Origin of the sequence: Micromonospora sp. NPDC000663, from assembly GCF_042898105.1 — a bacterium.
Taxonomy (GTDB): Bacteria; Actinomycetota; Actinomycetes; order Mycobacteriales; family Micromonosporaceae; genus Micromonospora.
In genome coordinates, this window is record NZ_JBIAYR010000001.1 from 814,560 (window position 1) to 838,831 (window position 24,272).

Sequence of the window (24,272 nt, forward strand, 5' to 3'; positions counted from 1 at the left end):
CCGGGCGGCGGCAGGTGCCGCCGCCCCGTGGACCGCTACTCCGGGACGCGGCGGTAGGCGCCGTCGCTGGCCGAGGTGGCCATCGAGGCGTACGCGCGCAACGCCGCCGAGACCGGGCGCTGCCGGTCGACCGGGGTGTACGGCCTGTCGCGCTTCTCCTCGGCGACCCTTCGCGCCTCCAGCTCGTCCTCCGGGACGTTGAGAGAGATCGACCGGGCCGGGATGTCGATGACGATCTCGTCGCCCTCGCGGACCAGGGCGATCAGCCCACCGGAGGCGGCCTCGGGGGAGGCATGGCCGATGGAGAGCCCGGAGGTGCCGCCGGAGAAGCGGCCGTCGGTGAGCAGCGCACAGGAACGGCCCAGCCCGCGTCCCTTGAGGAACGAGGTGGGGTAGAGCATCTCCTGCATGCCGGGGCCACCCTTCGGGCCCTCGTACCGGATCACCACGACGTCGCCGGCGACGATCTCCTTGGCGAGGATCGCGGTCACGGCGTCGTCCTGCGACTCGTAGACCTTCGCCGGGCCGCGGAAGGTGAGGCACTCCTCTGGCACGCCTGCGGTCTTCACGACGCAGCCGTCCGGTGCCAGGTTGCCGTGCAGGATGGCGAGGCCGCCGTCGGCGGAGTACGCGTGGTCGCGGTCGCGGATGCAGCCGCCGGCCGCGTCGGTGTCCAGGGACGACCAGCGGTTGGTGGTGGAGAACGGTTCGGTGGTGCGCACGCCCCCGGGTGCGGCGTGGAACAGCTCGACCGCCGTCGGCGTGGGTGAGCCGCCGCGCACGTCCCAGTCGGTCAGCCACTGCGCCAGCGAGGGGGAGTGCACGGCGTGCACGTCCCGGTTGAGCTGACCGGCCCGGTCCAGTTCGCCGAGGATGGCCGGGATGCCGCCGGCCCGGTGCACGTCCTCCATGTGGTAGTTCGGCGAGTTCGGGGCGACCTTCGCCAGGCAGGGCACCCGCCGGGAGATGGCGTCGATGTCGGCGACGCCGAAGTCCAGTTCCGCCTCGCGGGCGGCGGCGAGCAGGTGCAGCACCGTGTTGGTGGAGCCGCCCATCGCCACGTCCAGGGCCACGGCGTTCTCGAAGGCGGCCTTGGAGGCGACAGCGCGGGGCAGCACCGAGTCGTCGTCGCCGTCGTACCACCGCTTGGCGATGTCCACGACGGTGCGGCCGGCCTCGACGAAGAGCGACCGGCGCGCGGCGTGGGTGGCAAGCGTCGAACCGTTGCCGGGCAGCGCCAGGCCGATGGCCTCGGTGAGGCAGTTCATCGAGTTGGCGGTGAACATGCCGGAGCAGGAGCCGCAGGTGGGGCAGGCGGAGCGTTCGATCTCGCCGAGCTGTTCGTCGGTGACGGACTCGTTCGAGGAGGCGATCATCGCGTCGATCAGGTCGATCTTGCTGTGCACGACGCCCTCGATCGCCATCGTCTTGCCGGCCTCCATCGGGCCGCCGGAGACGAAGACGGTCGGGATGTTGAGCCGCAGCGCGGCCAGCAGCATCCCCGGGGTGATCTTGTCGCAGTTCGAGATGCAGACCAGGGCGTCCGCGCAGTGCGCGTTCACCATGTACTCGACGGCGTCGGCGATCAGCTCGCGGCTGGGCAGCGAGTAGAGCATCCCGCCGTGGCCCATGGCGATGCCGTCGTCCACGGCGATGGTGTTGAACTCCCGACCCACGCCGCCGGCCTCGGCGACCGCGTCGGCGACCAGGCCACCCATGTCCTTGAGGTGTACGTGACCAGGGACGAACTGGGTGAAACTGTTGGCGATGGCGACGATCGGCTTGCCGAAATCGTCGTCGGTCATCCCGGTGGCCCGCCAGAGGGCCCGGGCGCCGGCCATCGTCCGACCGTGCGTGGAGGTCTTCGACCGCAGCTCAGGCATGTCTATCAGCATGACACCGCCCCGGCGCCCGCCACCTGCCGTGTGCGCCGTGTCCCAACAGATGCACATCTGGTCCCCCACGGCGAGCGCTCATCCGGCACTCTGGAGGACGTGCATCTCCCCCCGGGCATGGTCGCGGTCGCGGCGCTGAGCGGCCTCGTCGCCGCGGTGGCCGTGGCCCTGCTGACCATGGTGGCCACGCGCCGCACCGGGCGGCGCCGGCCTGCGCACGTGCTCCTCGCGGTGGCCGCCGGGATCTCCCTGTCCAGCCTCGTGGTCGGTGTGGGGGCGGCCCTCGCCGCCAACGACCACTGGGCCCACGAGCAGGGGCAGCGCACCGGCTGGGCCACCATCGCGGCGATCGGCACGGCGGTGAGCGGGTTGGCGTTCGCGGCCGGCCTGCTCCGGCTGCCCGGGGTGGCCGCCACCGCCGCGGGGACCGCCCGGCTCGCCCTGGACGGCCTGACCATGGCGGCCGCGTTGTGGTTCGTCGGCTGGGTGCTCTTCTCCGAGCCCACCCGACTGCTCGGCGACGCCACCCCGATGGCCTGCCCGGCGATCCTGCTCGCCACGGTGAGCGCCGCGATCGGCGCCGGGCTCGCCGTGATCATCGTCTTCCGGGCCGCCGCACCGCGTCGACGGCTGGCCGTGCTCGGCGCCGGCATCAGCGCGGTGAGCTGCGGTGGTCTGGGTCTGAGCGCGGGGCTCTGCCAGGCCGGTCCGGCGCTGGCGCTGACCGGAGGGGCGGTGCTCGCCGCCGGTCTGCTGAGCGTCGCCCTCGCTGTGCACCGGGCCGACCGGCCGGGACAGGTCGACCTGGACCTGATCGGTCGCGACGGGGAGTACGCGCTCGCCCCGATGCTGGCGATGGCCGCCTCGGCGATGTACCACCTGCTCCAGGACGGCCGGTTCACGGCGCCGGGCATCGTGGCCGGCAGCGTGGAGGGTTTCGCCCTGGTGGCCCGCCAGTACCTGACGCTCAAGGACGTCCGGGACTACGCGGGCCGGCTGGCCGAGCGCGAGGCGCACTTCCGCGAGCTGGCGCACACCGATCCGCTCACCGCGTTGGCCAACCGGCGCGGGCTGCTGCGCGCGTTGCACGACAGCGCGGCCGCGGGCACCCCGTGCGTCCTGCTCGGCCTCGACCTGGACGGTTTCAAGCACGTCAACGACATGCGCGGCCACGACGTGGGCGACGCCGTGCTGGCCGAGGTGGGTCGGCGGCTGCGCGGCAACCTGCGCCCCGGCGACGTGGCGGCCCGGCTCGGCGGTGACGAGTTCGCCGTCCTCATGCAGGGCCGGCCGGCCGACGCGGACCGGGTCGCCGAGCGGCTGCTCGGGGTGGTCAACCGCCCGTACGACCAGCCGGAGGGGCCGGTCTTCCTGTCGGTGAGCATCGGGGTGGCCGGTTGGGCCGACGAGCCGGACGTGGAGCTGCTGCTGCGCCACGCCGACCTGGCGCTGCGGTACGCCAAGCAGCGCGGCAAGAACCGGATCGAGCGGTACGACGCCGCCTACGACCAGCTGCTGCGCCGGCGGACCACGCTGGAGCACGAGCTGCGCGGCGCGATCGACCGCGACGAGCTGCGGCTGGCCTTCCAGCCGGTGGCGTCGCTGCCGTCGGTGCGTCCGGTCGGTGCCGAGGCGCTGCTGCGGTGGCACCATCCGGAGCTGGGCAACGTGCGCCCGGACGAGTTCATCCCCCTGGCCGAGGAATGCGGGATGATCTCCACGCTCGGCGCGTGGGTGCTACACCAGGCCTGCTACCAGCTGTCCCGTTGGCTGGCCGACGGGCACGACGTCTGGGTCTCGGTGAACGTGTCCCCGCGCGAGCTGCACGCTCCGGAGTACGTGGTGCAGGTCGCCGAGGCGCTGCGCGCCCACCACGTGCCGCCGCAGCGGCTGGTCCTGGAGGTCACCGAGCACGCCGTCGCCACCGACCTGGACGAGCTGATCCGACGGCTGACCGCGTTGCGGCTGACCGGTGTGCGGATCGCGTTGGACGACTTCGGTGCCGGCTACTCCTCGCTGGGGCAGCTGCGTCGCCTGCCGATCGACATCCTGAAGATCGACCACAGCCTGGTGGCCGAGCACGAGCCGGTCCGCCCGGTGGGCAAGGAGGGTCCGGCGTTCGCGCCGATGGTCGACATCGTGATGCGGCTGGGTCACCAGTTGGGGCTCGAGGTGATCGCCGAGGGGGTGACCACGCCCACCGAGTTGGCCGCGGTGGTGGCCGCCGGTTGCCGGTTCGGTCAGGGCGCGCTCTTCGGCTGGGGAGTGCCGGCGGAGCACCTGGAGGCGATGCTGGAGGCGGCGACGTCACCGGGTGCGCGTCCCGCTCCGCTGCCCACTCCACGCCGGGTCTCCGGCGGGTCCGGGCAGTTCAAACCGGCTGGTGATGGCGCGTCGCGGGCTGACGCGCCGTCCTCCGTTAACCAACATGTGGGATCAGTTGACTCATCGCGTGAGATGCGTCAGGCTTAGCCGCATGTCGTCCCGGTCGCTGCGAGTACTTACCTGAGCGCACTCTCCTCCACCGAGAGTGCGCTGGCCCCGTGCATCTGCACGAGGGCCGTTTTTATTGCCGTCGGAACCTGTCGCGACGGGCCCACCGCCCGGTCGCATCGCTGAACAAGCCCCAGCCGCTCCAGCCGAAGGCCAGACCCACAATGACGAGACCCACGCCCGAGACCCTCGCCCACACCGCCCGGCGGGCACGCGCGTCCGCCGAGCCGGCCGCCGACGTCGACCAGACCGCCGCGCGCACCCCGGCCAGCCCGGCCACCCCGGCGGTACGCCCCACAGTTCCGGCCCAGGTGTCCGGCGCCGGCTCGCTGGTGCGGTCCCTCGAGGCGCTCGGTGTCGACGTCGTCTTCGGCATCCCGGGTGGCGCGATCCTGCCGGCGTACGACCCGCTCTACGACTCCACCGTCCGGCACATCCTGGTCCGGCACGAGCAGGGTGCGGGGCACGCGGCGACCGGGTACGCGCAGGCCACCGGCAAGGTCGGCGTGTGCATCGCGACCTCCGGCCCGGGCGCGACGAACCTGGTCACGCCGATCGCCGACGCGTACATGGACTCGGTGGCGATGGTGGCGATCACCGGCCAGGTGGCCCGTGCGTCGATCGGCACGGACGCCTTCCAGGAGGCGGACATCCAGGGCATCACGCTGCCGATCACGAAGCACAACTTCCTCGTGCAGACCGCCGAGGAGATCCCGCAGGTGCTGGCCGAGGCGTTCCACCTGGCGAGCACCGGGCGGCCCGGGCCGGTGCTCGTCGACATCCCCAAGGACGTTCTCCAGGCGCCGACGACCTTCACCTGGCCGCCCACCCTCGACCTGCCCGGTTACCGGCCCACCCTGCACCCGCACGGCAAGCAGATCCGGGAGGCGGCCCGGCTGATGGCCGCCGCCCGCCGGCCGGTGCTCTACGTCGGCGGCGGGGTGCTCAAGGCCGGTGCCACCGACGGGCTGCGCCGGCTGGCCGAACTGACCGGAATTCCGGTAGTCACCACGCTGATGGCCCTCGGCGCGTTCCCCGACTCGCATCGCCAGCACCTGGGGATGCCCGGCATGCACGGCACGGTCGCCGCGAACTACGGCATGCAGAAGGCGGATCTGATCGTCGCGCTGGGCGCCCGCTTCGACGACCGGGTCACCGGCAAACTGGACTCGTTCGCCCCGGACGCGACGGTGGTGCACGCCGACATCGACCCGGCGGAGATCGGCAAGAACCGGCACGCCCACGTCCCGATCGTGGGCGACGCCAGGCACGTCATCGACGAGCTGATCGCCGCGGTCACCGTCGAACGGTCGACGGGGCGCGGCACCGACCTCGGCGACTGGTGGACGCAGCTGGACGACCTGCGCAACCGCTACCCGCTGGGCTACGAGGAGCCGGCCGACGGCACGCTCTCCCCGCAGTACGTCATCAAGCGGCTGGGCGAGATCGTCGGCTCGGACGCGATCTTCGTGGCCGGGGTCGGCCAGCACCAGATGTGGGCGTCGCAGTTCATCTCCTACGAGAAGCCGTACACGTGGTTGAATTCCGGTGGCCTCGGCACGATGGGTTACGCGGTGCCGGCGGCCATGGGTGCCAAGGTCGGCATGCCGGACACGGTGGTGTGGGCGGTCGACGGGGACGGGTGCTTCCAGATGACCAACCAGGAGTTGGCCACCTGCGCGTTGGAGGGCATCCCGGTCAAGATCGCCGTGATCAACAACGGCAACCTCGGCATGGTCCGGCAGTGGCAGACGCTGTTCTACGACGAGCGGTACTCCAACACCGAACTGGGCACCCACAAGCACCGCATCCCCGACTTCGTCAAGCTCGCCGAGGCGTTGGGGTGCGTGGGGCTGCGCTGCGAGAACGCCGACGACGTGGACAAGACCATCGCCGCGGCCATGGAGATCAACGACGCCCCCGTGGTGATCGACTTCGTGGTCGGCAAGGACGCCATGGTCTGGCCGATGGTCGCCGCCGGCACCAGCAACGACGAGATCATGTTCGCCCGCGGCGTCCGCCCGGTCTTCGACGAGGATGACATCTGATGACGATGCACACCCTGTCCGTGCTCGTGGAGAACAAGCCAGGCGTTCTCGCCCGGGTCTCCGGCCTCTTCTCCCGGCGCGGGTTCAACATCGACAGCCTCGCCGTCGGCGAGACCGAGAACCCGGACGTCTCCCGGATCACCATCGTGGTCAACGCCGAGTCGTCCCCCCTGGAACAGGTCACCAAGCAGCTCAACAAGCTGGTCAACGTACTCAAGATCGTTGAGTTGGACCCGCAGGTCTCGGTGGCCCGCGAGTTGCTGCTGGTGAAGGTCCGCGCCGACCGGTCCGCGCGGACCCAGGTGCTGGAGACGGTCAACCTGTTCCGCGCCCGGGTGGTCGACGTCGCACCGGAGACGCTGACCATCGAGGCCACCGGCACCCCGGACAAGCTCGACGCGCTGCTGCGCGACCTCGAGCCCTTCGGCATCAAGGAAATGGTCCAGTCCGGGCTCGTGGCGATCGGGCGCGGCTCGCGTTCGATCACCGCCGGTCCCGCGCTACGGGCCGCCTGACCTGCCGCTGGCCGGCTCCGGCGGGCCACGAACCCCATCCGCACAGACCACGACGGGCCACCGAGGCCGTCGTACGAAAGGGAAGTCTCATGAGCGTTGAGGTGTACTACGACGACGATGCCGACCTCGGCCTGATCCAGGCCAAGAAGGTCGCGGTGATCGGCTACGGCAGCCAGGGCCACGCCCACGCGCTGTCGCTGCGGGACTCCGGCGTCGACGTGGTGATCGGTCTGCCGGAGGGCTCCAAGAGCCGTCCCAAGGCCGAGGAGCAGGGCCTGCGGGTGGCCACGCCGGCGCAGGCCGCCGCCGAGGCCGATGTGATCATGGTGCTCGCACCGGACACCGCCCAGCGCAAGCTCTACGCCGAGTCCATCGAGCCGCACCTGGCTCCCGGCAAGGCGCTCTTCTTCGGCCACGGCTTCAACATCCGCTACGGCCTCATCAAGCCGCCGGCCGAGGTGGACGTGGCGATGGTCGCCCCGAAGGGCCCCGGCCACCTGGTCCGCCGCCAGTACTCCGACGGCAAGGGCGTGCCCTGCCTCGTCGCCGTCGAGCAGGACGCCAGCGGTAACGGGCTCGCGCTCGCCCTCGCGTACGCCAAGGGGATCGGCGGCACCCGGGCCGGCGCGATCAAGACCACCTTCACCGAGGAGACCGAGACCGACCTGTTCGGCGAGCAGGCGGTGCTCTGTGGCGGCGCCTCGGCGCTTGTGCAGACCGGTTTCGAGGTGCTCACCGAGGCGGGCTACGCCCCGGAGGTCGCGTACTTCGAGTGCCTGCACGAGCTGAAGCTGATCGTCGACCTCATGTACGAGGGCGGTATCGCGAAGATGCGCTACAGCATCTCCGACACCGCCGAGTACGGCGACCTGTCCCGTGGTTCGCGCATCATCGACTCCCGCGTGAAGGACGAGATGCGCAAGATTCTGGGTGAGATCCAGTCCGGCGAGTTCGCCCGCGAGTGGGTCGCCGAGGACGAGGCCGGTCGGCCGAACTTCACCAAGTGGCAGGCCGAGGGTGCGGCGCACCCGATCGAGGAAACCGGCAAGAAGCTGCGCGGCATGATGAGCTGGGTCGACCGCCCGATCACCGAGACCGCCTGACCTCGCCCTGACGAACACGGTTCCACGGCCCCGGGCCGCGCTCTCCCCAGCGCGCCCGGGGCCCCCGCGCGCCTTCCCTCCCCGGTCCCGCCCCGCCCCGCCCGGCCCGGTCCCGCCCCGCCCGGCCCCGCCCCGCCCCGCCCCGCCCCGCCGATCTTGCACTTCTGGACGTCGATTTGTGGGGCTGCGCCCTTTGCGTCGGGGCAGAAAGCGCAAGATCGGCGCCGGGTGAGGTGGGAGTGCGGGCCGGGTCGGGCGTGGGTGGGGCGTTTCGGGGTGGTGAACGGGGGATGTCCGATGCCTCGCCGGGCGTGTGAGGCCACTCACCCCGGAGAGCGGAACACGCCAGGCAGCGCGGCCCCTACGATCGCGGGTAGGTGCGCAGAGCCGGCACCTGACGGCCACGGCACGGACCAGCGCGGGGCGCAGTGCGGCGCCCCGCCGCCGAGCCGATCGCAAACACGACGTCTACGAGGACCGATGAATCCTGTCGTACTGATCGCCGAAGAACTCGCCCCCGCCGCCATCGAGGTGCTCGCCCACGACTTCGACGTCCGTCACGTCGACGGTACCGACCGTCCGGCCCTGCTCTCCGCGCTCTCCGAGGCCGACGCCGTCATCGTGCGCAGCGCGACCCAGATCGACGCCGAGGCGGTCGCCGCCGCGCCGCGACTCAAGGTGGTCGCCCGCGCGGGCGTCGGGCTGGACAACGTCGAGGTGCCGGCCGCCACCGCCCGGGGTGTCATGGTCGTCAACGCGCCCACCTCGAACATCGTCTCCGCCGCCGAGCAGGCCGTCGCGCTGCTGCTCGCGGTGGCCCGCAACACCGCGAGCGCCAGCGCCGCGCTGAAGGCGGGGGAGTGGAAGCGGTCCAAGTACACAGGTGTCGAGGTGCAGGGCAAGACCGTGGGCGTGGTCGGGCTCGGCCGCATCGGCGTGCTCTTCGCCCAGCGCATCGCCGCGTTCGGCACCCGGCTGATCGCGTACGACCCGTACATCCAGCCGGCGCGGGCCGCGCAGCTCGGCGTCCGCCTGGTCGGCCTGGACGAGCTGCTGCGCGAGAGCGACTTCATCTCGATCCACCTGCCGAAGACCCCCGAGACGGTGGGCCTGATCGGTGAGAAGGAACTGGCGATCGTCAAGCCGGGCGTCCGCATCGTCAACGCCGCCCGCGGCGGCCTGGTGGACGAGCAGGCCCTGGCCGACGCCATCGCCGAGGGCCGGGTCGCCGGCGCGGGCGTGGACGTGTACAGCAAGGAGCCCTGCACGTCCTCTCCGCTGTTCGCCTTCGACAACGTGGTGGCCACCCCGCACCTGGGTGCCTCCACCCACGAGGCGCAGGACAAGGCCGGCCTGGCGGTGGCCAGGAGCGTGAAGCTGGCGTTGCAGGGCGAATTCGTTCCGGACGCCGTCAACGTGCAGGTCGGCGGCGTGGTCGCCGAGGACGTGCGGCCACTGCTGCCGCTTGCCGAGAAGCTCGGCCGGGCGTTCACCGCTGTCGCCGGCGGCGTCGCCGCGAGCGTCACAGTCGAGGTTCGCGGCGAGATCGTCGCGCACGACGTGTCGGTGCTCAAGCTCGCCGCGACGAAGGGCCTGTTCAGCTCGGTGGTCGAGGAGCAGGTCACCTACGTCAACGCGCCGCACCTGGCCGCCGAGCGTGGCGTCGAGGTCACCCTGGACAGCCTCGCCGAGACGGCGGAACAGCCCACCCTGGTCACCGTGCGCGGCGCGCTGCCGGACGGCCGGACGGTGAGCGTCTCCGGCACTGTCACCCACTCCGGCGCGCGGGACGTCCTCAAGCTGACCGAGGTGGACGGCTTCGACGTGGAGATCGGCGCGGAGGGCATCCTGCTCTTCCTCCGCTACGCCGACCGGCCGGGCGTCGTCGGCGTCGTCGGCACCCTGCTCGGCGAGTCGGGCATCAACATCGCCGCCATGCAGGTGGCCCGGCGCGAGGCGGGCGGCGAGACGCTCATGACGCTCACCGTCGACCAGGCGCTCGGCGCCGACCTGCTCACCTCTGCGGCCGAGTCGATCGGCGCGACGGCGGCCAGCGCCGCGGACCTGCGCGACGAGTAGTCACCGCAGCACCACGGGGGGCCCGGCGATCCGCCGGGCCCCTTCGTCGTACCCGGGCTGGGTGTGCCGCCGCCCGGTCGGGTCAGCCGGGCATCCGTGCCGGGGGCGGATAGACCGAGCCGTCCTGCGGGTCGAAGAGCATCAGCCCGTGTTCGCCGGCCAGCCGTTCGATGTCCAACAGCACCTGGTCCGGGCAGGTCGGATGCAGGTTCAGCTCGACGTGGTCGTGGGCGGCGTGCAGTGGCGCCCGTGCCCACGGGCTGTCCGGGCCGGGGTGCCGGTCCGGGTAGGAGGCGGTGATCGCCCGGTAGAAGGCGACCACTCGCGCGTCCGGGTAACGGTCCACGTGCCGCCCCTGCCGGCAACCGTCGACAGCTGCCCGCACGTCCTCGGGCGTCGCCCCGTCGTCCAGGGCCCACACACTCAGATCGAAACTCACGGCGGACAGCGTGCCATCCGGCGTTCACCATGTCGAAACTGCCTCGCCGCCTGCCAATCGCTGAACCGCGACAGTCCGCCCGGGACGGTCCGCTGTGGAGACTCTTGCGTCGAGTTGCGTCGATTCGCTAGCGTACGACTGCGGTCACTGGCCGAGTTCGCGGCGCCGGCCCGTCTTCGGGTGGCGCGGTCGACGTCCGGCCCGACCGGTCCGCACCCCTCGATTGTGCGAGCCACGCGCACTCGTCGCTGACCGGCCCCCACGGCCGTTGCCGAGGCTGTGGGGGCCGATCGCAGGCCCGACCGGCCGTCCGAGGGCGGCCGAGGTGCGAATCGGGCCGGAGCGCCGCGGGGAGACGACGCGGTGGGCGACGTTCCGCTCAGCGCCGGTGGGCGAAGAGCGCCCGGTAGTCGGAGTTTCCCCGGAACCAGCCCAGACCGGTGGGGCCGGCGGCGTACAGCGCGGTGGCGTAGGCGTCGGCGACCGTCAGGTCGGGGCCGACGACCGTCGCGGCGACCAGGTGGTCGGCCGGCTCGCCGGTGTGCGGGTCCACCACGTGCCCCTGCCGTCCGGTCACCCCGGAGGTGCCGACCGCGCCGGCGGTCATCTCCAGCACCATCGGCGCGCGTTCGGGCGCGGTCGGGTGGTGCACGGCGACCCGCCACGGTCCGCCGTGCGGGGCGTGGCCACGGACCACCAGGTCCGCGCCGGTGAGCACCGCGTAGTCGTGGACGCCCGCGGCACGCAGTCGCTCGGCGGCGCGTTCGACGGCCCAGCCGCCGAGCAGGCCACCCGGATCGAACCCGCCCGGCACCGCCCAGGCGTCGAACCATCCGTCGGTGGCGGCGCGCATCGCCGCGCAGCGGTCCACCAGGTCCGCGAGCGGGGGGTACGAGTCGGGGCTGATCTCACCTCGGCGCAGCCGGGAGACCAGACTCTCCGGCCGGTTGGGGCCGTAGGTGAGGTCGATGGCGCGCAGCTCGGCGATGCTGTCCCGTAGGGCCTCGCCGACACCCCGACGGCCGAGCCACTCGGGGGCGTTGAGGATCAGGGTGTACTCGGCCGTGCCGGTGCGGACGGTGTGCCGTACGGCGATCCGGCCGTGGGTGGCGCCGGCCGGGTCGACCCGGTGCCGCCGGCCGCCGAGCCGGAAATCCGGACGACGGTTGCGGAACGCTGACGGGTCCGGCCAGCGGGTACGCGGCTGCTCGTCGATGCGCATCGCATCTGCCCCCTCGCAGTTGGCGCCGCGTCGTCGCGACGCCCGTCGCGGGCCCCCTGACCCGCAGACCCTCACCCTAGGCAGCGGAGATGATCGCTCGATGAGTCTTCGCTGAGAGGGTGCTGTGGATCCGGGCTTCCCAAATGGTGGAACCTTCGTACCGGGAGGCGGGACGGCGACGTACCGTGGCCGGACGGGCAGTCGAAACGTGGGGAGTTGGGCGTGGCGCGCATCGCGGTGGTGGCCGGGGACGGTATCGGGCCTGAGGTTGTCGCGCAGGCCCGCAAGGTCCTCGACGCGGTGCTGCCCGGCGTGCAGGCCACCGAGTACGACCTCGGCGCCGCCCGCTGGCACCGTACCGGAGAGGTGCTGCCCGACTCGGTCCTGGCCGAGCTGGCCGGGCACGACGCGATCCTGCTCGGCGCGGTCGGTGACCCGACGGTTCCGCCGGGTGTCCTGGAGCGCGGGCTGCTGCTCAAGCTCCGCTTCGCCTTCGACCAGTACGTCAACCTGCGTCCCTCCCGGCTCTGGCCCGGCGTCGCCGGCCCGCTCGGCAACGTCAAGCCCGGTGAGGTCGACCTGGTAGTGGTCCGCGAGGGCACCGAGGGGCTCTACGCGGGCGCGGGTGGCTCGCTGCACCGCGACACCCCGGCCGAGGTCGCCACCGAGGAGAGCCTCAACACCCGGCACGGTGTGGAGCGGGTGATCCGCGACGCGTTCGCCCGCGCCGGTCGCCGGGAGCGCCGCAAGGTCACGCTGGTGCACAAGACGAACGTGCTCACCCACGCCGGGTCTCTGTGGGCGCGCGCCTTCGACGCGGTCGCCGCCGAGCACCCGGACGTCGCCACCGAGTACCAGCACGTCGACGCGGCCGCGATGTTCCTGGTCACCCAGCCGCAGCGCTACGACGTGGTGGTCACCGACAACCTCTTCGGCGACATCCTCACCGACATCGCCGCCGCCGTCACCGGCGGCATCGGGCTGGCCGCGAGCGGCTGCATCAACCCCGAGGGGGCGTACCCCTCGATGTTCGAGCCGGTGCACGGCTCCGCACCGGACATCGCCGGTCAGGGCGTCGCCGACCCGGTTGCCGCGGTGCTCTCTGTCGCGTTGCTGCTGGAGCAGCTCGGGCACGCCGAGGCCGCCGCCCGGGTCAACGCGGCGGTCGCCGCCGAACTGGCCGGCCGGACGCCTGGTGTGGCACTGCGGACGGCCGAGGTCGGCGACCGGCTCGCGGCCCACGCCGTAGCCTGACCGCCCCGGCCCACCAACGCCGGGGCGGTTTCCGCCTGTCCCGGGCACTCCGCCCCGCCCCGAGCGGCGCTACCCGCTGAACGACCGTTCGGGGTAAGTTTCTGGCACAGCCATGTCGGTGTGCGATCCCGCATGCCGTTGTCCCGCAGGGAGGTCAGCGCGATGAGCGGTGGTGACATGCTCGACTTCGAGATCCGTCCGAATCCCGCGCCGGTATCCGCCGCCGACCGGGCCGCCCTGCTGGTGAACCCCGGGTTCGGCCGGGTGTTCACCGATCACATGGTCATCGTCCGGTACGCGGACGGCAAGGGCTGGTACGACGCCCGGGTGGAGGCGCGGGGGCCGATCCCGATGGACCCGGCGAGCGCGGTCCTGCACTACGCGCAGGAGATCTTCGAAGGGCTGAAGGCGTACCGGACGGCAGACGGTGGCGTGACCATGTTCCGGCCGGACGCCAACGCCGCGCGGTTCGCCACGTCGGCGCAGCGGATGGCGATGCCGGTGCTGCCGCCCGAGGTCTTCGTCGACTCGTTGCACAGGCTCATCGAGATCGACAAGGACTGGATCCCGACCGGCGAGGACGGCAGCCTCTACCTGCGGCCGTTCATGTTCGCCAGTGAGGTCTTCCTCGGCGTCCGCCCGGCGAACGAATACCTGTACGTGGTGATCGCGTCGCCGGTCGGGGCGTACTTCACAGGTGGGGTCAAGCCGGTCACCGTCTGGGTCTCCCCGGACTACACCCGGGCCGCGCCCGGCGGCACCGGCGCCGCCAAGTGCGGCGGCAACTACGCCGCCTCCCTGGCCGCGCAGGCCGAGGCCATCGAGGCCGGGTGCGACCAGGTCGTCTTCCTGGACGCGGTGGAGCGTCGCTTCGTCGACGAGCTGGGCGGGATGAACGTCTTCTTCGTCTACGACGACGGCTCGGTGGTCACCCCGCCGCTTACCGGCACGATCCTGCCGGGCATCACCCGCGACGCGATCATGACGCTGGCCGGCGAGGCCGGGCACCGGGTCGAGGAGCGGCCTGTCTCCTTCGCCGACTGGCAGGCCGACGCGGCCAGCGGCCGGCTCCGCGAGGTCTTCGCCTGCGGCACCGCCGCGGTGATCACGCCGATCGGCGGGGTGCGCTTCCCGGACGGCGAGTTCCTCGTCGGCGGCGGCGAGCCGGGCCAAGTCACCATGTCGTTGCGCCAGCAGCTGGTCGACATCCAGCGGGGCAAGGCCGCCGACCCGCACGGTTGGGTGCGTCAGGTCCTCTGACCTCCACCGCTGACCGGCCCGTCCGTGTGGGTGGGCCGGTCAGCGTGGCAGGTCAGGCCTCGTCGAGCAGGTGCTCGCGCAGGGCTGCCAGCTGCTCGTCGGTCACCCCGGCGTGGCGCAGGTACGCCTCGACCGAGCCGTGGCCCGCGCGCAGCTCGTCCAGGAAGATCTGCATTGCCTCGGCGGGCGAGGCAAGGAACGGTTTCGGCACCTCGCCCGCGTCCGGGAAGGTCGCGGCCAGCCAGGCACTGAACCGGGCCGACGCCTCGGTGCTGAGCGCGTAGTCCGCGACGACGTCCGCGTCGTCGACGCCCAGCACGGAGAGCGTCAACGCGCAGACGATGCCTGTGCGGTCCTTGCCCGCGACGCAGTGCACCACCACCGGGGCGTTCGCGGAGTCCGCGATCAGTCCGATCGCCTCGGCCAGGCCGGCGGTGCCGGTCTGGGCCAGGTCGGCGTAGCGGTCCGCGAGGTAGCGCGCCAGATCGGTGTCCTCCTCGTGGGGTGTGCCCGCCCAGTCCTCGTGCTCCGGGTGGATGTGCCGGTAGGTGAGCCCCGGGTACGCGGGCACCCGACCGTCGCGCTCCACCTCACTGGGCCGGCGCAGGTCGATGACGGTGCGGACGCCGATCGCGGCGAACGCGTCGCGGTCCTGCTCGTCGAGGCGGTGCAGGGAGTCGGAGCGGTAGAGCCGCCCCCGGCGTACGGTGCGGCCGTCGTGGCCGACGTAGCCGCCGACGTCGCGGAAGTTGAAGGTCGCGGGCAACGGGATGTGTCGGTTGTCGTCGATGGCGTCCACGCTGACACGGTAACGGCCGGCGGGGTCCGCCCCCACCGGCCGCCGGTCCGATCGTCAGCGCGCGGTTCCGGGCGGGAGCGCGCCGTACGTCTCGTCGTAGTAGCCGCCCAGCCGGTCCCGGTAGGTCGGGTCGCTGTGGCTGGTCTCGTCGTACTCCGGGGCGGCCTTGATCTGGTCTCGGGTCCGGTCCACGGAGACGGTGCGCTGGTCGTGGTCGACCTGGTTGACAGTGCCCGCCGGCAGCATCACCTTCTTGCCGAAGATCCACGGGCCGGTGTCCACCACCAGGTAGCTGCCGTCCACCTCGTGGCTGGCGCTGTCGATCTTGCCGATTCCGCCGTCGCTGGCCTCGACCTTGTAGCCGACCAGGTCGGCGTCGGCCACCTCGGTCTGGTCCCGGTAGCGCCAGGGGTCGAAGGTGCCGGCCGGCGCGCCGCCGGCCACGGCGCCCTGGTCGCCGCCGCGCAGCGGGTCCGGCCCGGCGTGGGCGGCGTGCCTGTCGATCCTGTCCATTCCCGTTCTCCTGACTGTCGCCGATCGGCTCGGCGGCGGTGGGTGCGGTGCCTCCCCGCAGGAGCTACCCGGCGGTCGGGGGCCGGAAACGGCGCCGTGCCCACCGCGGCGTCGGGGCCGTGCCGGCTCAGGCCAGTGCGGCCTCGGCGTCGAGGGTGACCGCGGCGGCGTGCACCACGGCGGAGATCCGCAGTGCCTCGTTCACGTGCTCAGGGGTGAAGCCGCTGTCGCGCAGCGTCTTCTCGTGCGACTCCAGGCAGATCCCGCAGCCGTTGATCGCCGACACGGCGAGGCACCACAGCTTGAAGTCGCCCTTGTCCACCCCGGGCCGGGCGACGATCCGCATCCGCAGCCGGGCGGGGATCGAGGCGTACCGCTCGTCGCCGATGAGGTGCTTGGCCCGGTAGTAGGTGTTGGTCATCGCCATGACGGCGGCGGCGCCCTTGGCCGCCTCGACACCGTCCGGCCCGAGGTGACCGAGCGCCTCGGCGGCGATCTCGCGCAGCACCACCGGGTTGCGGGCGGCGACCGCGCAGGCAAGCGCCGTGCCCCAGGCCTGCATCGGAGTCAGGGTGGAGGTGCCGACGGTGGAGTCCAGGTTGAGCGCGATGTCCCTGGCGTACGGCGGCAGGGCTTCCCTTATCGCGTCCAGGCCCATGGTCAGGCCCCGGTGCGGTTGCGGAGAGTGGGCACGGGTCCTCCTCGATAGCGGCACGCGTACGCATGGTGCCACCGTGGGTGCCCAGGTGAGCGGTGAGACAGGTCACCGGCGGGCGAGCCGCCCCCCGGAAGCCACGCTCTGTGGTCATCCCGCGATATGGATAGGCCCTCCCAAAATCGGGGGAGGAGTGGCAGAGTAGCTGTCGTGACCAGCACCGCCCTGATTATTGCGACCTAGCGCGCCGGCTCTCCCCTCCGCCGAGCGCGCAGACCTCCCGCACCCGCGGGAGGTCTTTTTGTTGCTCCGAGAAAGGATCCTGATGACGTTCCAGGTCTACGACACGACGTTGCGCGACGGCGCCCAGCGTGAGGGGCTCACCTACTCGGTGGTCGACAAGCTGGCGGTGGCCCGCCTGCTCGACGAGTTCGGCGTCGGCTTCATCGAGGGCGGCTGGCCGGGAGCGGTGCCCAAGGACACCGAGTTCTTCCGCCGGGCGCGCACCGAACTGAGCCTGCGGCACGCCGTCCTCGTGGCCTTCGGCGCCACCCGCAAGGCCGGCGTCGCCGTCGCCGACGACCCCCAGGTGCGCGGCCTGCTGGACGCGCAGACCCCGGCGATCGCCCTGGTCGCCAAGGCCGACATCCGGCACGTCGAGCGCGCTCTACGTACCACCGGCGCGGAGAACCTGGCGATGATCCACGACACCGTCAGCCACCTCGTGGCCGAGGGACGTCGGGTCTTCGTCGACGGTGAGCACTTCTTCGACGGCTACCGGCACGACCCGGCGTACGGCGCCGCGGTGGTGCAGACCGCGCTCGCCGCCGGCGCGGAACGCATGGTGCTCTGCGACACCAACGGCGGCATGCTGCCCTCCCAGGTGACCGCCGCGATCGTCGACCTCACCGACAAGCTCGGTATCGACGCCGGTCTGCTCGGTATGCACGCGCAGAACGACACCTCCTGCGCGGTGGCCAACACCATCGCCGCCGTCGAGGCAGGCGTGCGCCACGTCCAGGGCACCGCCAACGGGTACGGCGAACGCCCCGGCAACGCGGACATCTTCGCCGTCGTCGCCAACCTCCAACTCAAGCTGGGCATGCCCGTCCTACCCGACGGCTGCCTGGCGCAGATGGTGCGGGTCTCGCACGCCATCGCCGAGATCGCCAACATCGCCCCCGACACCCACCAGGCGTACGCCGGGGCCGCCGCCTTCGCCCACAAGGCGGGGCTGCACGCCAGCGCGATCAAGGTCGACCCGTTGCTCTACAACCACGTTGACCCGTCGGTGGTGGGCAACGACATGCGGATCCTGGTGACCGAGATGGCCGGCCGGGCCAGCGTCGAGCTCAAGAGTCGGGAACTCGGCCTTGACCTGGCCGGCCGTCCGGAGGCACTGACCGCGGTCACCAGGCGGGTCAAGGAGCTGGAGGCCGGCGGTTGGTCGTTCGAGGCGGCCGACGCGTCGTTCGAGCTGCTCGTCCGCTCCGAGCTTCCCGAGGGCGGGCCGGCCCGACCGTTCGCCCTGGAGTCGTACCGGGTGCTCGTCGAGCACCGGGAGGACGGCGCGGTGGTCTCCGAGGCCACCGTGAAGATCCGGGTACGCGGGGAGCGGGTGATCGCCACCGCCGAGGGCAACGGCCCGGTCAACGCCCTCGACGAGGCGCTGCGGGTGGGGCTGGCCCGGCACTACCCGCAGTTGCGCGACTTCGAGCTGGCCGACTACAAGGTGCGCATCCTCGAGGGCAGCCACGGCACCGGCGCGGTCACCCGGGTCCTTCTGGAGACCGCCGACAGCGACGGCCGGGACTGGACCACGGTGGGGGTCCACCCCAACGTGGTGGAGGCGAGCTGGCACGCCCTGGTGGACGCCCTTACCTACGGACTGTCCCCGAGCCGCGTCTGACCCCTCTCCCCGCCCGCCCACCGGGCGGGCGGGGCGGTCAGCGGGCGGGGAGCGTGAGGGTGGCCAGGACGGGACGGTGGTCGCTGCCGGGGAGGTTGTGCACCCGCACCGAGCCCACGGCGATGCGGCTGTCGACCAGGACGTGGTCGATGGTGACCGGGGGGATGAGGTCACCGTCGTACGGGCCCCAGGTGCCGGTGAGCCCCGCGCCTGTGGCGTCGGCGGCGTCCACGTAGCCGGTGCGTAGCAGGGCACGCAGTGGGCTGTGGTCGAGGGTGGCGTTGAAGTCCCCGGCGAGGATCCGCAACTCACCGTCCCCGGTGGCCGGTGGCTGGGCGGTCAGGTCGGCTCGCCAGGCACCCACCTGGTCCAGCGCGTACGGCGCGGAGGGGTGGGCCGACTCGACGCGTACCGGGGGTGCGCCGGGGACGGTCAGGGTGCCGTACGCCTGGGTGAAGCCCCAGCCGCGCCGGTTGGTGCGGATGCCGGCGTCGCTGATCGGCCAGCGGGCGTAGAGCCCCGAGCCGGGGGTGCCCGCCTGGGCGTTGAGGTTCCGGTAGGGCAGCAGGCGGTCGAGGCCGAGCCGGTCCAGGGCGGCCTGCGCGTCCGGGGTGAACTCCTGCACGGTGAGCACGTCGACCTGCCGGGTGCGGACCAGGTCGACGAGGGTCCGGGCGTCGGCGGCGCCGGCGAGCAGGTTCGCGGTGAGCAGCCGCAGGGTCGGCCCGGCCGCCGCCGGCTGCGGGGCGGGCAGCGCCCGGGGCACAACCAGGCCGAGCAGCGTCACGGCTGCCACTGCCGCGACCGCCGCCGGCCACCAGCGCCGCAGGGCGAAGGCGGCGGCGAGGGCCAGCACGCTCCATCCCGCGGCGTACGGGGTGAAGGCGAGAACCTGCACCAGCGGCCCCCGGTCGAGGCCGGCGAGCCGGACAGTGGCCCAGGCGGCCACCGGGCCGACCGCCAACCAGCTGAGAACGGTGCAGCCCCGCCGGGAGCGGCGTCGCATCGGCGCCGCCGGGGTGTCCACGATCATGGCGGTCAGCGTAGCGGGACCCCCGGGTGCATTTTGTGAATGTTTCTGCGCTCACATTTCACAATTGACTGACGGCTGACCGACAGTGCGTCAAAGTGAGATCAACTATTGACGGTCAGCTTTTTACGGTGCTACGTTCCATCTGGCCTAAACGACGCAACTCTGAGTAGTAACTCCAGCTCAGGCGGGATGCAAATCGCAGAAGAATCCAATCCGGTAATGGTCGTTACTCTATTTTCAGGCAATCATCCGTCCCGCCCCGCGGGTCGGCCGAATTCGCACGTTCACACAAGGGGGACCTGTCATGAGCACATTCTTTCGACGTAAGGCGGCGGCGGTCACGTTCGCCGTTCTGGCGCTGACCCTGGCCGGGGGTGGGATCGCCGCCGCGCAGGCGTCGGCCAAGGCACCGCAGGAGGCCGTCCAGCCGGCGGCGCGCGGCACGAACGCCCAGCCGCCGGTGACGGCGGAGTCGGCACGCATGGCGAAGGCCGCGCTGAAGGCCAACACGACACTCGTCGCCACCACCACCACGATCGTCGTCAACTCCAACGGCACGAGGGCGCGGGGCACCGGCACCGTGATCAAGTACGGCGTCGGCCAGTACGAGGTCCAGTTCGGTTTCACCGTCTCGAACAGCGTCTACGTGGCCACCGTCGGCCGCGCTGACGCGTGCTGCATCCCGCCGGCTGGCGAGATCTCGGTCGCGCCCCGGCTCAGCACGCCGAACGCGGTCTTCGTGCAGACCCGCAACTCGGCCGGAACACCTACCGACCTCGGGTTCCACCTGGTCGTCCACACCGCCTGACCGAACTGATCCGGCCCCCGCGTCCCGCACGCGGGGGCCGGCTCGCTTCTGATGATCGCGGAAACCGGGTCCCTGGGCATATCGCCGGTTGCTCGTGCCGGCCGAGCCCACTTGCGACCCGTGTGCCCCCGCTGACCGACTCGTGCCCCTCGTACCCCGTCCGGGCGGCTCATCCCCGTCCGGGCCGCAACGGGCCCGTCCGGCGCTCACAATCCGACGTTTGCCGGCCCCCCGCCACGGGAAGCAAGCACCGTGACGGACATCTCGGACACCCTGGCCAGCATGCCCAGCCCGGTCGATCCAGAGCCGACCGGCGTCGAGCTGGAACAGACCCTCTTCGAGGTCAAACGCGTGATCGTCGGGCAGGATCGGCTCGTCGAACGACTGCTCACCGCACTTGTCGCCAACGGGCACTGCCTCCTGGAGGGGGTTCCCGGCGTGGCCAAGACGCTTGCCGCGCAGACTCTCGCCACAGTGGTCGGCGGCACCTTCTCGCGGATCCAGTTCACGCCGGACCTGGTCCCCTCCGACATCGTCGGTACCCGGATCTACCGGGCCTCCAAGGAGACCTTCGACATCGAGCTGGGCCCGATCATGGCGAACCTGGTGCTCGCCGACGAGATCAACCGCGCCCCGGCAAAGGTCCAGTCGGCGCTGCTGGAGGCCATGGCCGAGCGGCAGGTCTCCATCGGCGGGCGCAGCTGGCCGGTCCCGGCCCCGTTCCTGGTGCTGGCCACCCAGAACCCGATCGAGTCCGAGGGGGTCTACCAGCTCCCCGAGGCGCAGCGCGACAGGTTCCTGATGAAGGTGGTCGTCGACTATCCCAGCGACGCCGACGAGCTGGCGATCCTCTACCGAATGAGCACCGATCGGCCGACCCCGCGCCGGGTGCTCGACGCGCAGCGGCTGCGTGACCTCCAGGCCCAGGCGGAACGGGTGTTCGTCCACCACGCCCTGGCCGAGTACGTGGTCCGGCTCATCCTCGCCACCCGTGACCCGGGGCGCTTCGGCCTGGCGGAGATCGCGCCGATGCTTGCGTACGGCGCCAGCCCCCGGGCCACCCTCGGCCTGGTCGCGGCCGCCCGGGCGCAGGCGCTGCTGCGGGGACGGGAGTACGTCCTGCCCGAGGACATCCGTGAGCTGGCCGTGGACGTGCTCGCCCACCGGCTGGTGCTCTCCTTCGACGCGGTGGCCGACGGGGTGTCGGCCGAGAGTGTGGTCCGGCGACTCGTCGAAGCCGTCCCACCGCCCCGGCTCGCCCACGGCCACCCGCAGCAGGCCCCCGACCTGGCGGCGGCATGAGACGCGCGGCTGTCGCGTCGGCCGACCCGGGGTTGGTGGAGCTGGCACCTGACCAGCGGCTGCGCCGCCTGGAAATGACTGTCACCCGCCGGCTGAACGGTCTCCTGCACGGCCAGTACCGTGGCCTGCTGCCCGGCCCGGGCAGCGAACCCGCCGGCAGCCGGGAGTACCGGCCGGGCGAGGACGAGGTCCGCCGGATGGACTGGGCGGTGACCGCCCGGACCACGGTGCCGCACGTACGGCAGGTCGACGCCGATCGGGAGCTGACCACCTGGCTGCTTGTCGACGCCAGCGCCAGCATGGAGTTCGGCACCGCCGAGCTGGACAAGCGCGAGCTGGCCGTGGCGGCGGTCGCCGCGATCGGTTTCCTGACCGCAGGTGTCGGCAACCGCCTCGGCGCGCAGGTGCTGGGCGCCGACGGGGTACGCCGGTTCCCGGCCCGCAGCGGGCGTACCCATCTGCTCGGTCTGCTGCGCTCGCTGCTCGCCGCCCCGCGTGCCACCGCGCCCACCGACCGGTCGGCGTCGGCGCCGCCGGAGCTGGTGGACGGGCTCGACGCGCTGCACCGGGTCGCCAACCGGCGGGGCCTGGTCGTGGTGGTCTCGGACTTTCTCGACGGTCTGCCCGACGATCCCGCCGAGCAGCCGCCCTGGGAACGGACCCTGCGCCGGCTCACCGCCCGGCACCAGGTGCTGGCGATCGAGGTGACCGACCCGCGCGAGCTGGAGCTGCCCGACGTCGGCATCATCACGCTCGTCGACCCGGAGACCGGCCGCCACCGCGAGGTGTGCACATCGGACCGTGGGCTGCGCGAGCGGTACGCGGCAGCGGCCGAGGCCCAGCGTGACCAGGTACGCCAGGCGCTGCGCCGCAGCGGGGCCAGCCACCTGGCGCTGCGGACCGACAGGGACTGGAGCGCGGACATCGTCCGGCACGTGCACGCCCAACGTCGGCTGGCCGCGGCGCCCGCCGGGAACCGGGGAGGCGCCGCGTGATCTGGCAGTCGCCGCTGCGGCTCTGGCTGCTGCTCGGCGTTCTCGCCCTGGTCGTCGCGTACCTGGTCATGCAGCGGCGGCGCAGCCGGTACGCGGTCCGCTTCACCAACCTGCGGCTGCTGGACCGGGTGGCGCCGCAACGACCGGCCTGGCGCCGGCACGTACCGGCGGGCCTGTTCCTTGCCATGCTGGCGCTGCTCGTCGTCGGTTTCGCGCGACCCACAGCCGAGGTCCGGGTGCCCCGGGAACGGGCCACGGTGATGGTGGCCGTCGACGTGTCCACGTCCATGCTCGCCACCGACGTGGATCCGGACCGGCTGGCGGCGGCCAAGCAGGCTGCCCGCCGCTTCGTCGAGGGGCTGCCCGACGAGTTCAACGTTGGCCTCGTCGCGTTCGCCGGCAGCGCCGCCGTCCTGGTGCCTCCGGGCACCGACCGGGGAGCCCTGGACGAGGGGATCGACCGGCTGGCCGAGGGGGTCACCGGAGTGCAGGGCACCGCGATCGGCGAGGCCATCAACACCTCGCTCGGCGCGGTCAAGGGGCTGGACAGCCAGGCGGCGAAGGAACCGCCCCCGGCCCGGATCATCCTGCTCTCGGACGGGGCCAACACGTCAGGGATGGACCCGATGGAGGCGGCCGCGGACGCGGTGGCGGCGAAGGTGCCGGTGCACGCGATCTCCTTCGGCACCCCGTCCGGGTTCGTGGACCGGGGCGGCCGGCCCATCCAGGTGCCCGTCGACGGGCAGACCCTGCGGGCCGTCGCCGACGAGACCGGCGGGATGTTCCACGAGGCCAGCACCTCCGACGAGCTGCGGGCCGTCTACGAGGACATCGGCAGCTCGGTCGGCTACCGCACCGAGCGGCAGGACGTCTCGGCGCGGTTCATCGGCCTCGGACTGGTCTTCGCGATGGGAGCCGCCGCCGGCTCGATGCGCTGGTTCTCCCGCCTGCCCTGACCGCCGCGCACAACCGACGTCGACCGTGAGGAGTACGCATGGCAGTGCCTACCGGACTGGGCGAACCGCGCGGTCCCTGGTTCATCTCGCCGGAACTCGACAGGGACGGGCGCGGGTGGTGGGACGCGCCGGGGAACGGTCGGGACCCGGGCGGGCGGCGACCGCGCCGCCTCCTCGCCGTCCTGGCGGTGGTGGCGCTGTCCACCGTCTCGGGTGCGGTGGCCGGCGGCGTGGTCGCCGGCCGGGACGGCGGTGCGGGTTCGGCCGCCGCGTCCGCGGCCCCGGTGCCGGCGGAGCTGGTGACCGCCGCTGAGCGGACGGTGCCCGGGGTGGTGTCGGTGCTCGCCGGTGGTGGGAACGGCGCCTCCGCGACGGGTTCCGGATTCGCCGTGGACGACCAGCAGCACCTGATCACCAACGACCACATCCTGGCCAAGGGGGGTGGCGGGCCGGTGACGGTGGAGCTGCCCGACGGTCGCCGGTTCGCCGCCGAGGTCGTCGGCCGGGAGCCGCGTAGTGACCTGGCGGTGCTGAAGGTGCCGCCGTCGGCCGGGCTCACACCGTTGCCGCTGGCCAAGCCGGGCGCGACCCGCGTCGGTGAGCCGGTGCTGGCGGTGGGTTCGCCGCTCGGCCTGTCCGGAACGGTCACCGCCGGCATCGTCAGCGCGTTGGACCGCGAGGTGCGGCTGGGCAACAACCGGCACAGCGCCGTGCAGACCGACGCGTCAATCAACCCCGGCAACTCCGGCGGCCCGTTGGTGAACGCCCGGGGGGAGGTGGTCGGGGTGAACACCGCGATCGCCACCATCGACGGCAACGGCTCGATCGGCATCGGTTTCGCCATTCCGATCGAGCAGGTGCAGCAGACCGCCGACACGATCATCGGGAAGGGCGGCTGAGCTGCTCGGACGCCCGGTGGGGCGGGCGCGACTGTCGGATATCCGGCCCGAAGGGATCGGGCCATGGAAATATCACGCTCGGTATGGATACTGGC

General features: G+C 72.2%; 20 protein-coding genes. 13 read left to right on the forward strand and 7 right to left on the reverse strand.

All coding sequences use genetic code 11. From position 1 onward, the window contains the following. Window positions 1–35: 35 nt before the first annotated feature. Window positions 36–1,883: a dihydroxy-acid dehydratase gene (gene ilvD / locus ACFY1S_RS03920; RefSeq protein ID WP_387112648.1), complete on the reverse strand. Its 1,848-nt coding sequence runs from the start codon at window positions 1,881–1,883 to the stop codon at window positions 36–38. Window positions 1,884–2,012: 129 nt separating this feature from the next. Between ilvD and ACFY1S_RS03925 the strand changes: the two genes are divergently transcribed. The 5 genes from ACFY1S_RS03925 (at window position 2,013) to serA (ending at window position 10,133) form a co-directional block, all read left to right on the forward strand. Continuing rightward, window positions 2,013–4,367 (forward strand): putative bifunctional diguanylate cyclase/phosphodiesterase, encoded by a 2,355-nt coding sequence (locus ACFY1S_RS03925; protein WP_387114275.1) that lies wholly within the window; start codon window positions 2,013–2,015, stop codon window positions 4,365–4,367. A 185-nt stretch (window positions 4,368–4,552) separates the two neighbouring features. Then, window positions 4,553–6,436 carry an acetolactate synthase large subunit gene (locus tag ACFY1S_RS03930; RefSeq protein ID WP_387112650.1) on the forward strand — a complete coding sequence of 628 codons (1,884 nt, stop codon included), beginning with the start codon at window positions 4,553–4,555 and terminating at the stop codon, window positions 6,434–6,436. Beyond that, the gene (gene ilvN / locus ACFY1S_RS03935) at window positions 6,436–6,951 is read left to right on the forward strand and encodes an acetolactate synthase small subunit (protein ID WP_364367036.1); all 516 of its coding nucleotides are present in this window, start codon (window positions 6,436–6,438) and stop codon (window positions 6,949–6,951) included. The genes ACFY1S_RS03930 and ilvN overlap by 1 nt, the downstream gene beginning before the upstream one ends. Window positions 6,952–7,040: 89 nt before the next feature. Then, window positions 7,041–8,054 (forward strand): ketol-acid reductoisomerase, encoded by a 1,014-nt coding sequence (gene ilvC / locus ACFY1S_RS03940; RefSeq protein ID WP_387112652.1) that lies wholly within the window; start codon window positions 7,041–7,043, stop codon window positions 8,052–8,054. 480 nt (window positions 8,055–8,534) lie between these two features. Next, entirely contained in the window at window positions 8,535–10,133 is a 1,599-nt protein-coding gene (gene serA / locus ACFY1S_RS03945) for a phosphoglycerate dehydrogenase (protein ID WP_387112654.1), read from the forward strand. An 82-nt stretch (window positions 10,134–10,215) separates the two neighbouring features. On the opposite strand, the gene ACFY1S_RS03950 is transcribed toward serA, so the two are convergent. Next, window positions 10,216–10,572 carry a hypothetical protein gene (locus tag ACFY1S_RS03950; protein ID WP_139586497.1) on the reverse strand — a complete coding sequence of 119 codons (357 nt, stop codon included), beginning with the start codon at window positions 10,570–10,572 and terminating at the stop codon, window positions 10,216–10,218. A 379-nt stretch (window positions 10,573–10,951) separates the two neighbouring features. Then, window positions 10,952–11,794, reverse strand: coding sequence for an FAD:protein FMN transferase (locus tag ACFY1S_RS03955; protein ID WP_387112657.1), 843 nt, complete (start codon window positions 11,792–11,794; stop codon window positions 10,952–10,954). Window positions 11,795–12,016: 222 nt separating this feature from the next. On the opposite strand from ACFY1S_RS03955, the gene ACFY1S_RS03960 reads away from it, so the two are divergent. Continuing rightward, window positions 12,017–13,048 carry a 3-isopropylmalate dehydrogenase gene (locus ACFY1S_RS03960; protein WP_387112659.1) on the forward strand — a complete coding sequence of 344 codons (1,032 nt, stop codon included), beginning with the start codon at window positions 12,017–12,019 and terminating at the stop codon, window positions 13,046–13,048. 162 nt (window positions 13,049–13,210) lie between these two features. Further along, window positions 13,211–14,308 carry a branched-chain amino acid aminotransferase gene (locus tag ACFY1S_RS03965; RefSeq protein WP_387112661.1) on the forward strand — a complete coding sequence of 366 codons (1,098 nt, stop codon included), beginning with the start codon at window positions 13,211–13,213 and terminating at the stop codon, window positions 14,306–14,308. A 52-nt stretch (window positions 14,309–14,360) separates the two neighbouring features. Here the strand turns inward: ACFY1S_RS03965 and ACFY1S_RS03970 are convergent, their stop codons facing one another. The 3 genes from ACFY1S_RS03970 to ACFY1S_RS03980 all read right to left on the reverse strand — a co-directional run bounded on the left by ACFY1S_RS03970 (window position 14,361) and on the right by ACFY1S_RS03980 (window position 16,335). Then, entirely contained in the window at window positions 14,361–15,107 is a 747-nt protein-coding gene (locus ACFY1S_RS03970) for a tyrosine-protein phosphatase (RefSeq protein WP_387112663.1), read from the reverse strand. A gap of 54 nt (window positions 15,108–15,161) precedes the next feature. Further along, window positions 15,162–15,620: a PRC-barrel domain containing protein gene (locus tag ACFY1S_RS03975; protein WP_364367016.1), complete on the reverse strand. Its 459-nt coding sequence runs from the start codon at window positions 15,618–15,620 to the stop codon at window positions 15,162–15,164. 127 nt (window positions 15,621–15,747) lie between these two features. Beyond that, window positions 15,748–16,335 carry a carboxymuconolactone decarboxylase family protein gene (locus ACFY1S_RS03980; RefSeq protein ID WP_387112665.1) on the reverse strand — a complete coding sequence of 196 codons (588 nt, stop codon included), beginning with the start codon at window positions 16,333–16,335 and terminating at the stop codon, window positions 15,748–15,750. A gap of 265 nt (window positions 16,336–16,600) precedes the next feature. On the opposite strand from ACFY1S_RS03980, the gene cimA reads away from it, so the two are divergent. Next, entirely contained in the window at window positions 16,601–18,184 is a 1,584-nt protein-coding gene (cimA, locus tag ACFY1S_RS03985; RefSeq protein WP_387112667.1) for a citramalate synthase, read from the forward strand. A gap of 37 nt (window positions 18,185–18,221) precedes the next feature. On the opposite strand, the gene ACFY1S_RS03990 is transcribed toward cimA, so the two are convergent. Continuing rightward, window positions 18,222–19,214: an endonuclease/exonuclease/phosphatase family protein gene (locus tag ACFY1S_RS03990; RefSeq protein WP_387114278.1), complete on the reverse strand. Its 993-nt coding sequence runs from the start codon at window positions 19,212–19,214 to the stop codon at window positions 18,222–18,224. Between the two features lie 307 nt (window positions 19,215–19,521). Between ACFY1S_RS03990 and ACFY1S_RS03995 the strand changes: the two genes are divergently transcribed. The 5 genes from ACFY1S_RS03995 (at window position 19,522) to ACFY1S_RS04015 (ending at window position 24,177) form a co-directional block, all read left to right on the forward strand. Next, complete coding sequence (locus ACFY1S_RS03995; RefSeq protein ID WP_364367008.1) at window positions 19,522–20,025, forward strand: hypothetical protein; 504 nt, start codon at window positions 19,522–19,524, stop codon at window positions 20,023–20,025. A 252-nt stretch (window positions 20,026–20,277) separates the two neighbouring features. Beyond that, entirely contained in the window at window positions 20,278–21,327 is a 1,050-nt protein-coding gene (locus tag ACFY1S_RS04000; RefSeq protein WP_364367006.1) for a MoxR family ATPase, read from the forward strand. Further along, the gene (locus tag ACFY1S_RS04005) at window positions 21,324–22,322 is read left to right on the forward strand and encodes a DUF58 domain-containing protein (protein ID WP_387112670.1); all 999 of its coding nucleotides are present in this window, start codon (window positions 21,324–21,326) and stop codon (window positions 22,320–22,322) included. The genes ACFY1S_RS04000 and ACFY1S_RS04005 overlap by 4 nt, the downstream gene beginning before the upstream one ends. After that, complete coding sequence (locus ACFY1S_RS04010; RefSeq protein ID WP_387112672.1) at window positions 22,319–23,278, forward strand: VWA domain-containing protein; 960 nt, start codon at window positions 22,319–22,321, stop codon at window positions 23,276–23,278. Before ACFY1S_RS04005 ends, ACFY1S_RS04010 begins: the two co-directional genes overlap by 4 nt. A 38-nt stretch (window positions 23,279–23,316) precedes the next feature. After that, complete coding sequence (locus ACFY1S_RS04015; RefSeq protein ID WP_387112674.1) at window positions 23,317–24,177, forward strand: S1C family serine protease; 861 nt, start codon at window positions 23,317–23,319, stop codon at window positions 24,175–24,177. The last annotated feature ends 95 nt before the right edge of the window (window positions 24,178–24,272 follow it).

Bases quoted from the DNA above. Each gene is read 5' to 3' on its own strand.
- ilvD (WP_387112648.1), bottom strand. From the start codon at position 1,883: ATGCCTGAGCTGCGGTCGAAGACCTCCACGCACGGTCGGACGATGGCC.
- ACFY1S_RS03925 (WP_387114275.1), top strand. From the start codon at position 2,013: ATGGTCGCGGTCGCGGCGCTGAGCGGCCTCGTCGCCGCGGTGGCCGTG.
- ACFY1S_RS03930 (WP_387112650.1), top strand. From the start codon at position 4,553: ATGACGAGACCCACGCCCGAGACCCTCGCCCACACCGCCCGGCGGGCA.
- ilvN (WP_364367036.1), top strand. From the start codon at position 6,436: ATGACGATGCACACCCTGTCCGTGCTCGTGGAGAACAAGCCAGGCGTT.
- ilvC (WP_387112652.1), top strand. From the start codon at position 7,041: ATGAGCGTTGAGGTGTACTACGACGACGATGCCGACCTCGGCCTGATC.
- serA (WP_387112654.1), top strand. From the start codon at position 8,535: ATGAATCCTGTCGTACTGATCGCCGAAGAACTCGCCCCCGCCGCCATC.
- ACFY1S_RS03955 (WP_387112657.1), bottom strand. From the start codon at position 11,794: ATGCGCATCGACGAGCAGCCGCGTACCCGCTGGCCGGACCCGTCAGCG.
- ACFY1S_RS03965 (WP_387112661.1), top strand. From the start codon at position 13,211: ATGAGCGGTGGTGACATGCTCGACTTCGAGATCCGTCCGAATCCCGCG.
- ACFY1S_RS03975 (WP_364367016.1), bottom strand. From the start codon at position 15,620: ATGGACAGGATCGACAGGCACGCCGCCCACGCCGGGCCGGACCCGCTG.
- cimA (WP_387112667.1), top strand. From the start codon at position 16,601: ATGACGTTCCAGGTCTACGACACGACGTTGCGCGACGGCGCCCAGCGT.
- ACFY1S_RS03995 (WP_364367008.1), top strand. From the start codon at position 19,522: ATGAGCACATTCTTTCGACGTAAGGCGGCGGCGGTCACGTTCGCCGTT.
- ACFY1S_RS04005 (WP_387112670.1), top strand. From the start codon at position 21,324: ATGAGACGCGCGGCTGTCGCGTCGGCCGACCCGGGGTTGGTGGAGCTG.
- ACFY1S_RS04015 (WP_387112674.1), top strand. From the start codon at position 23,317: ATGGCAGTGCCTACCGGACTGGGCGAACCGCGCGGTCCCTGGTTCATC.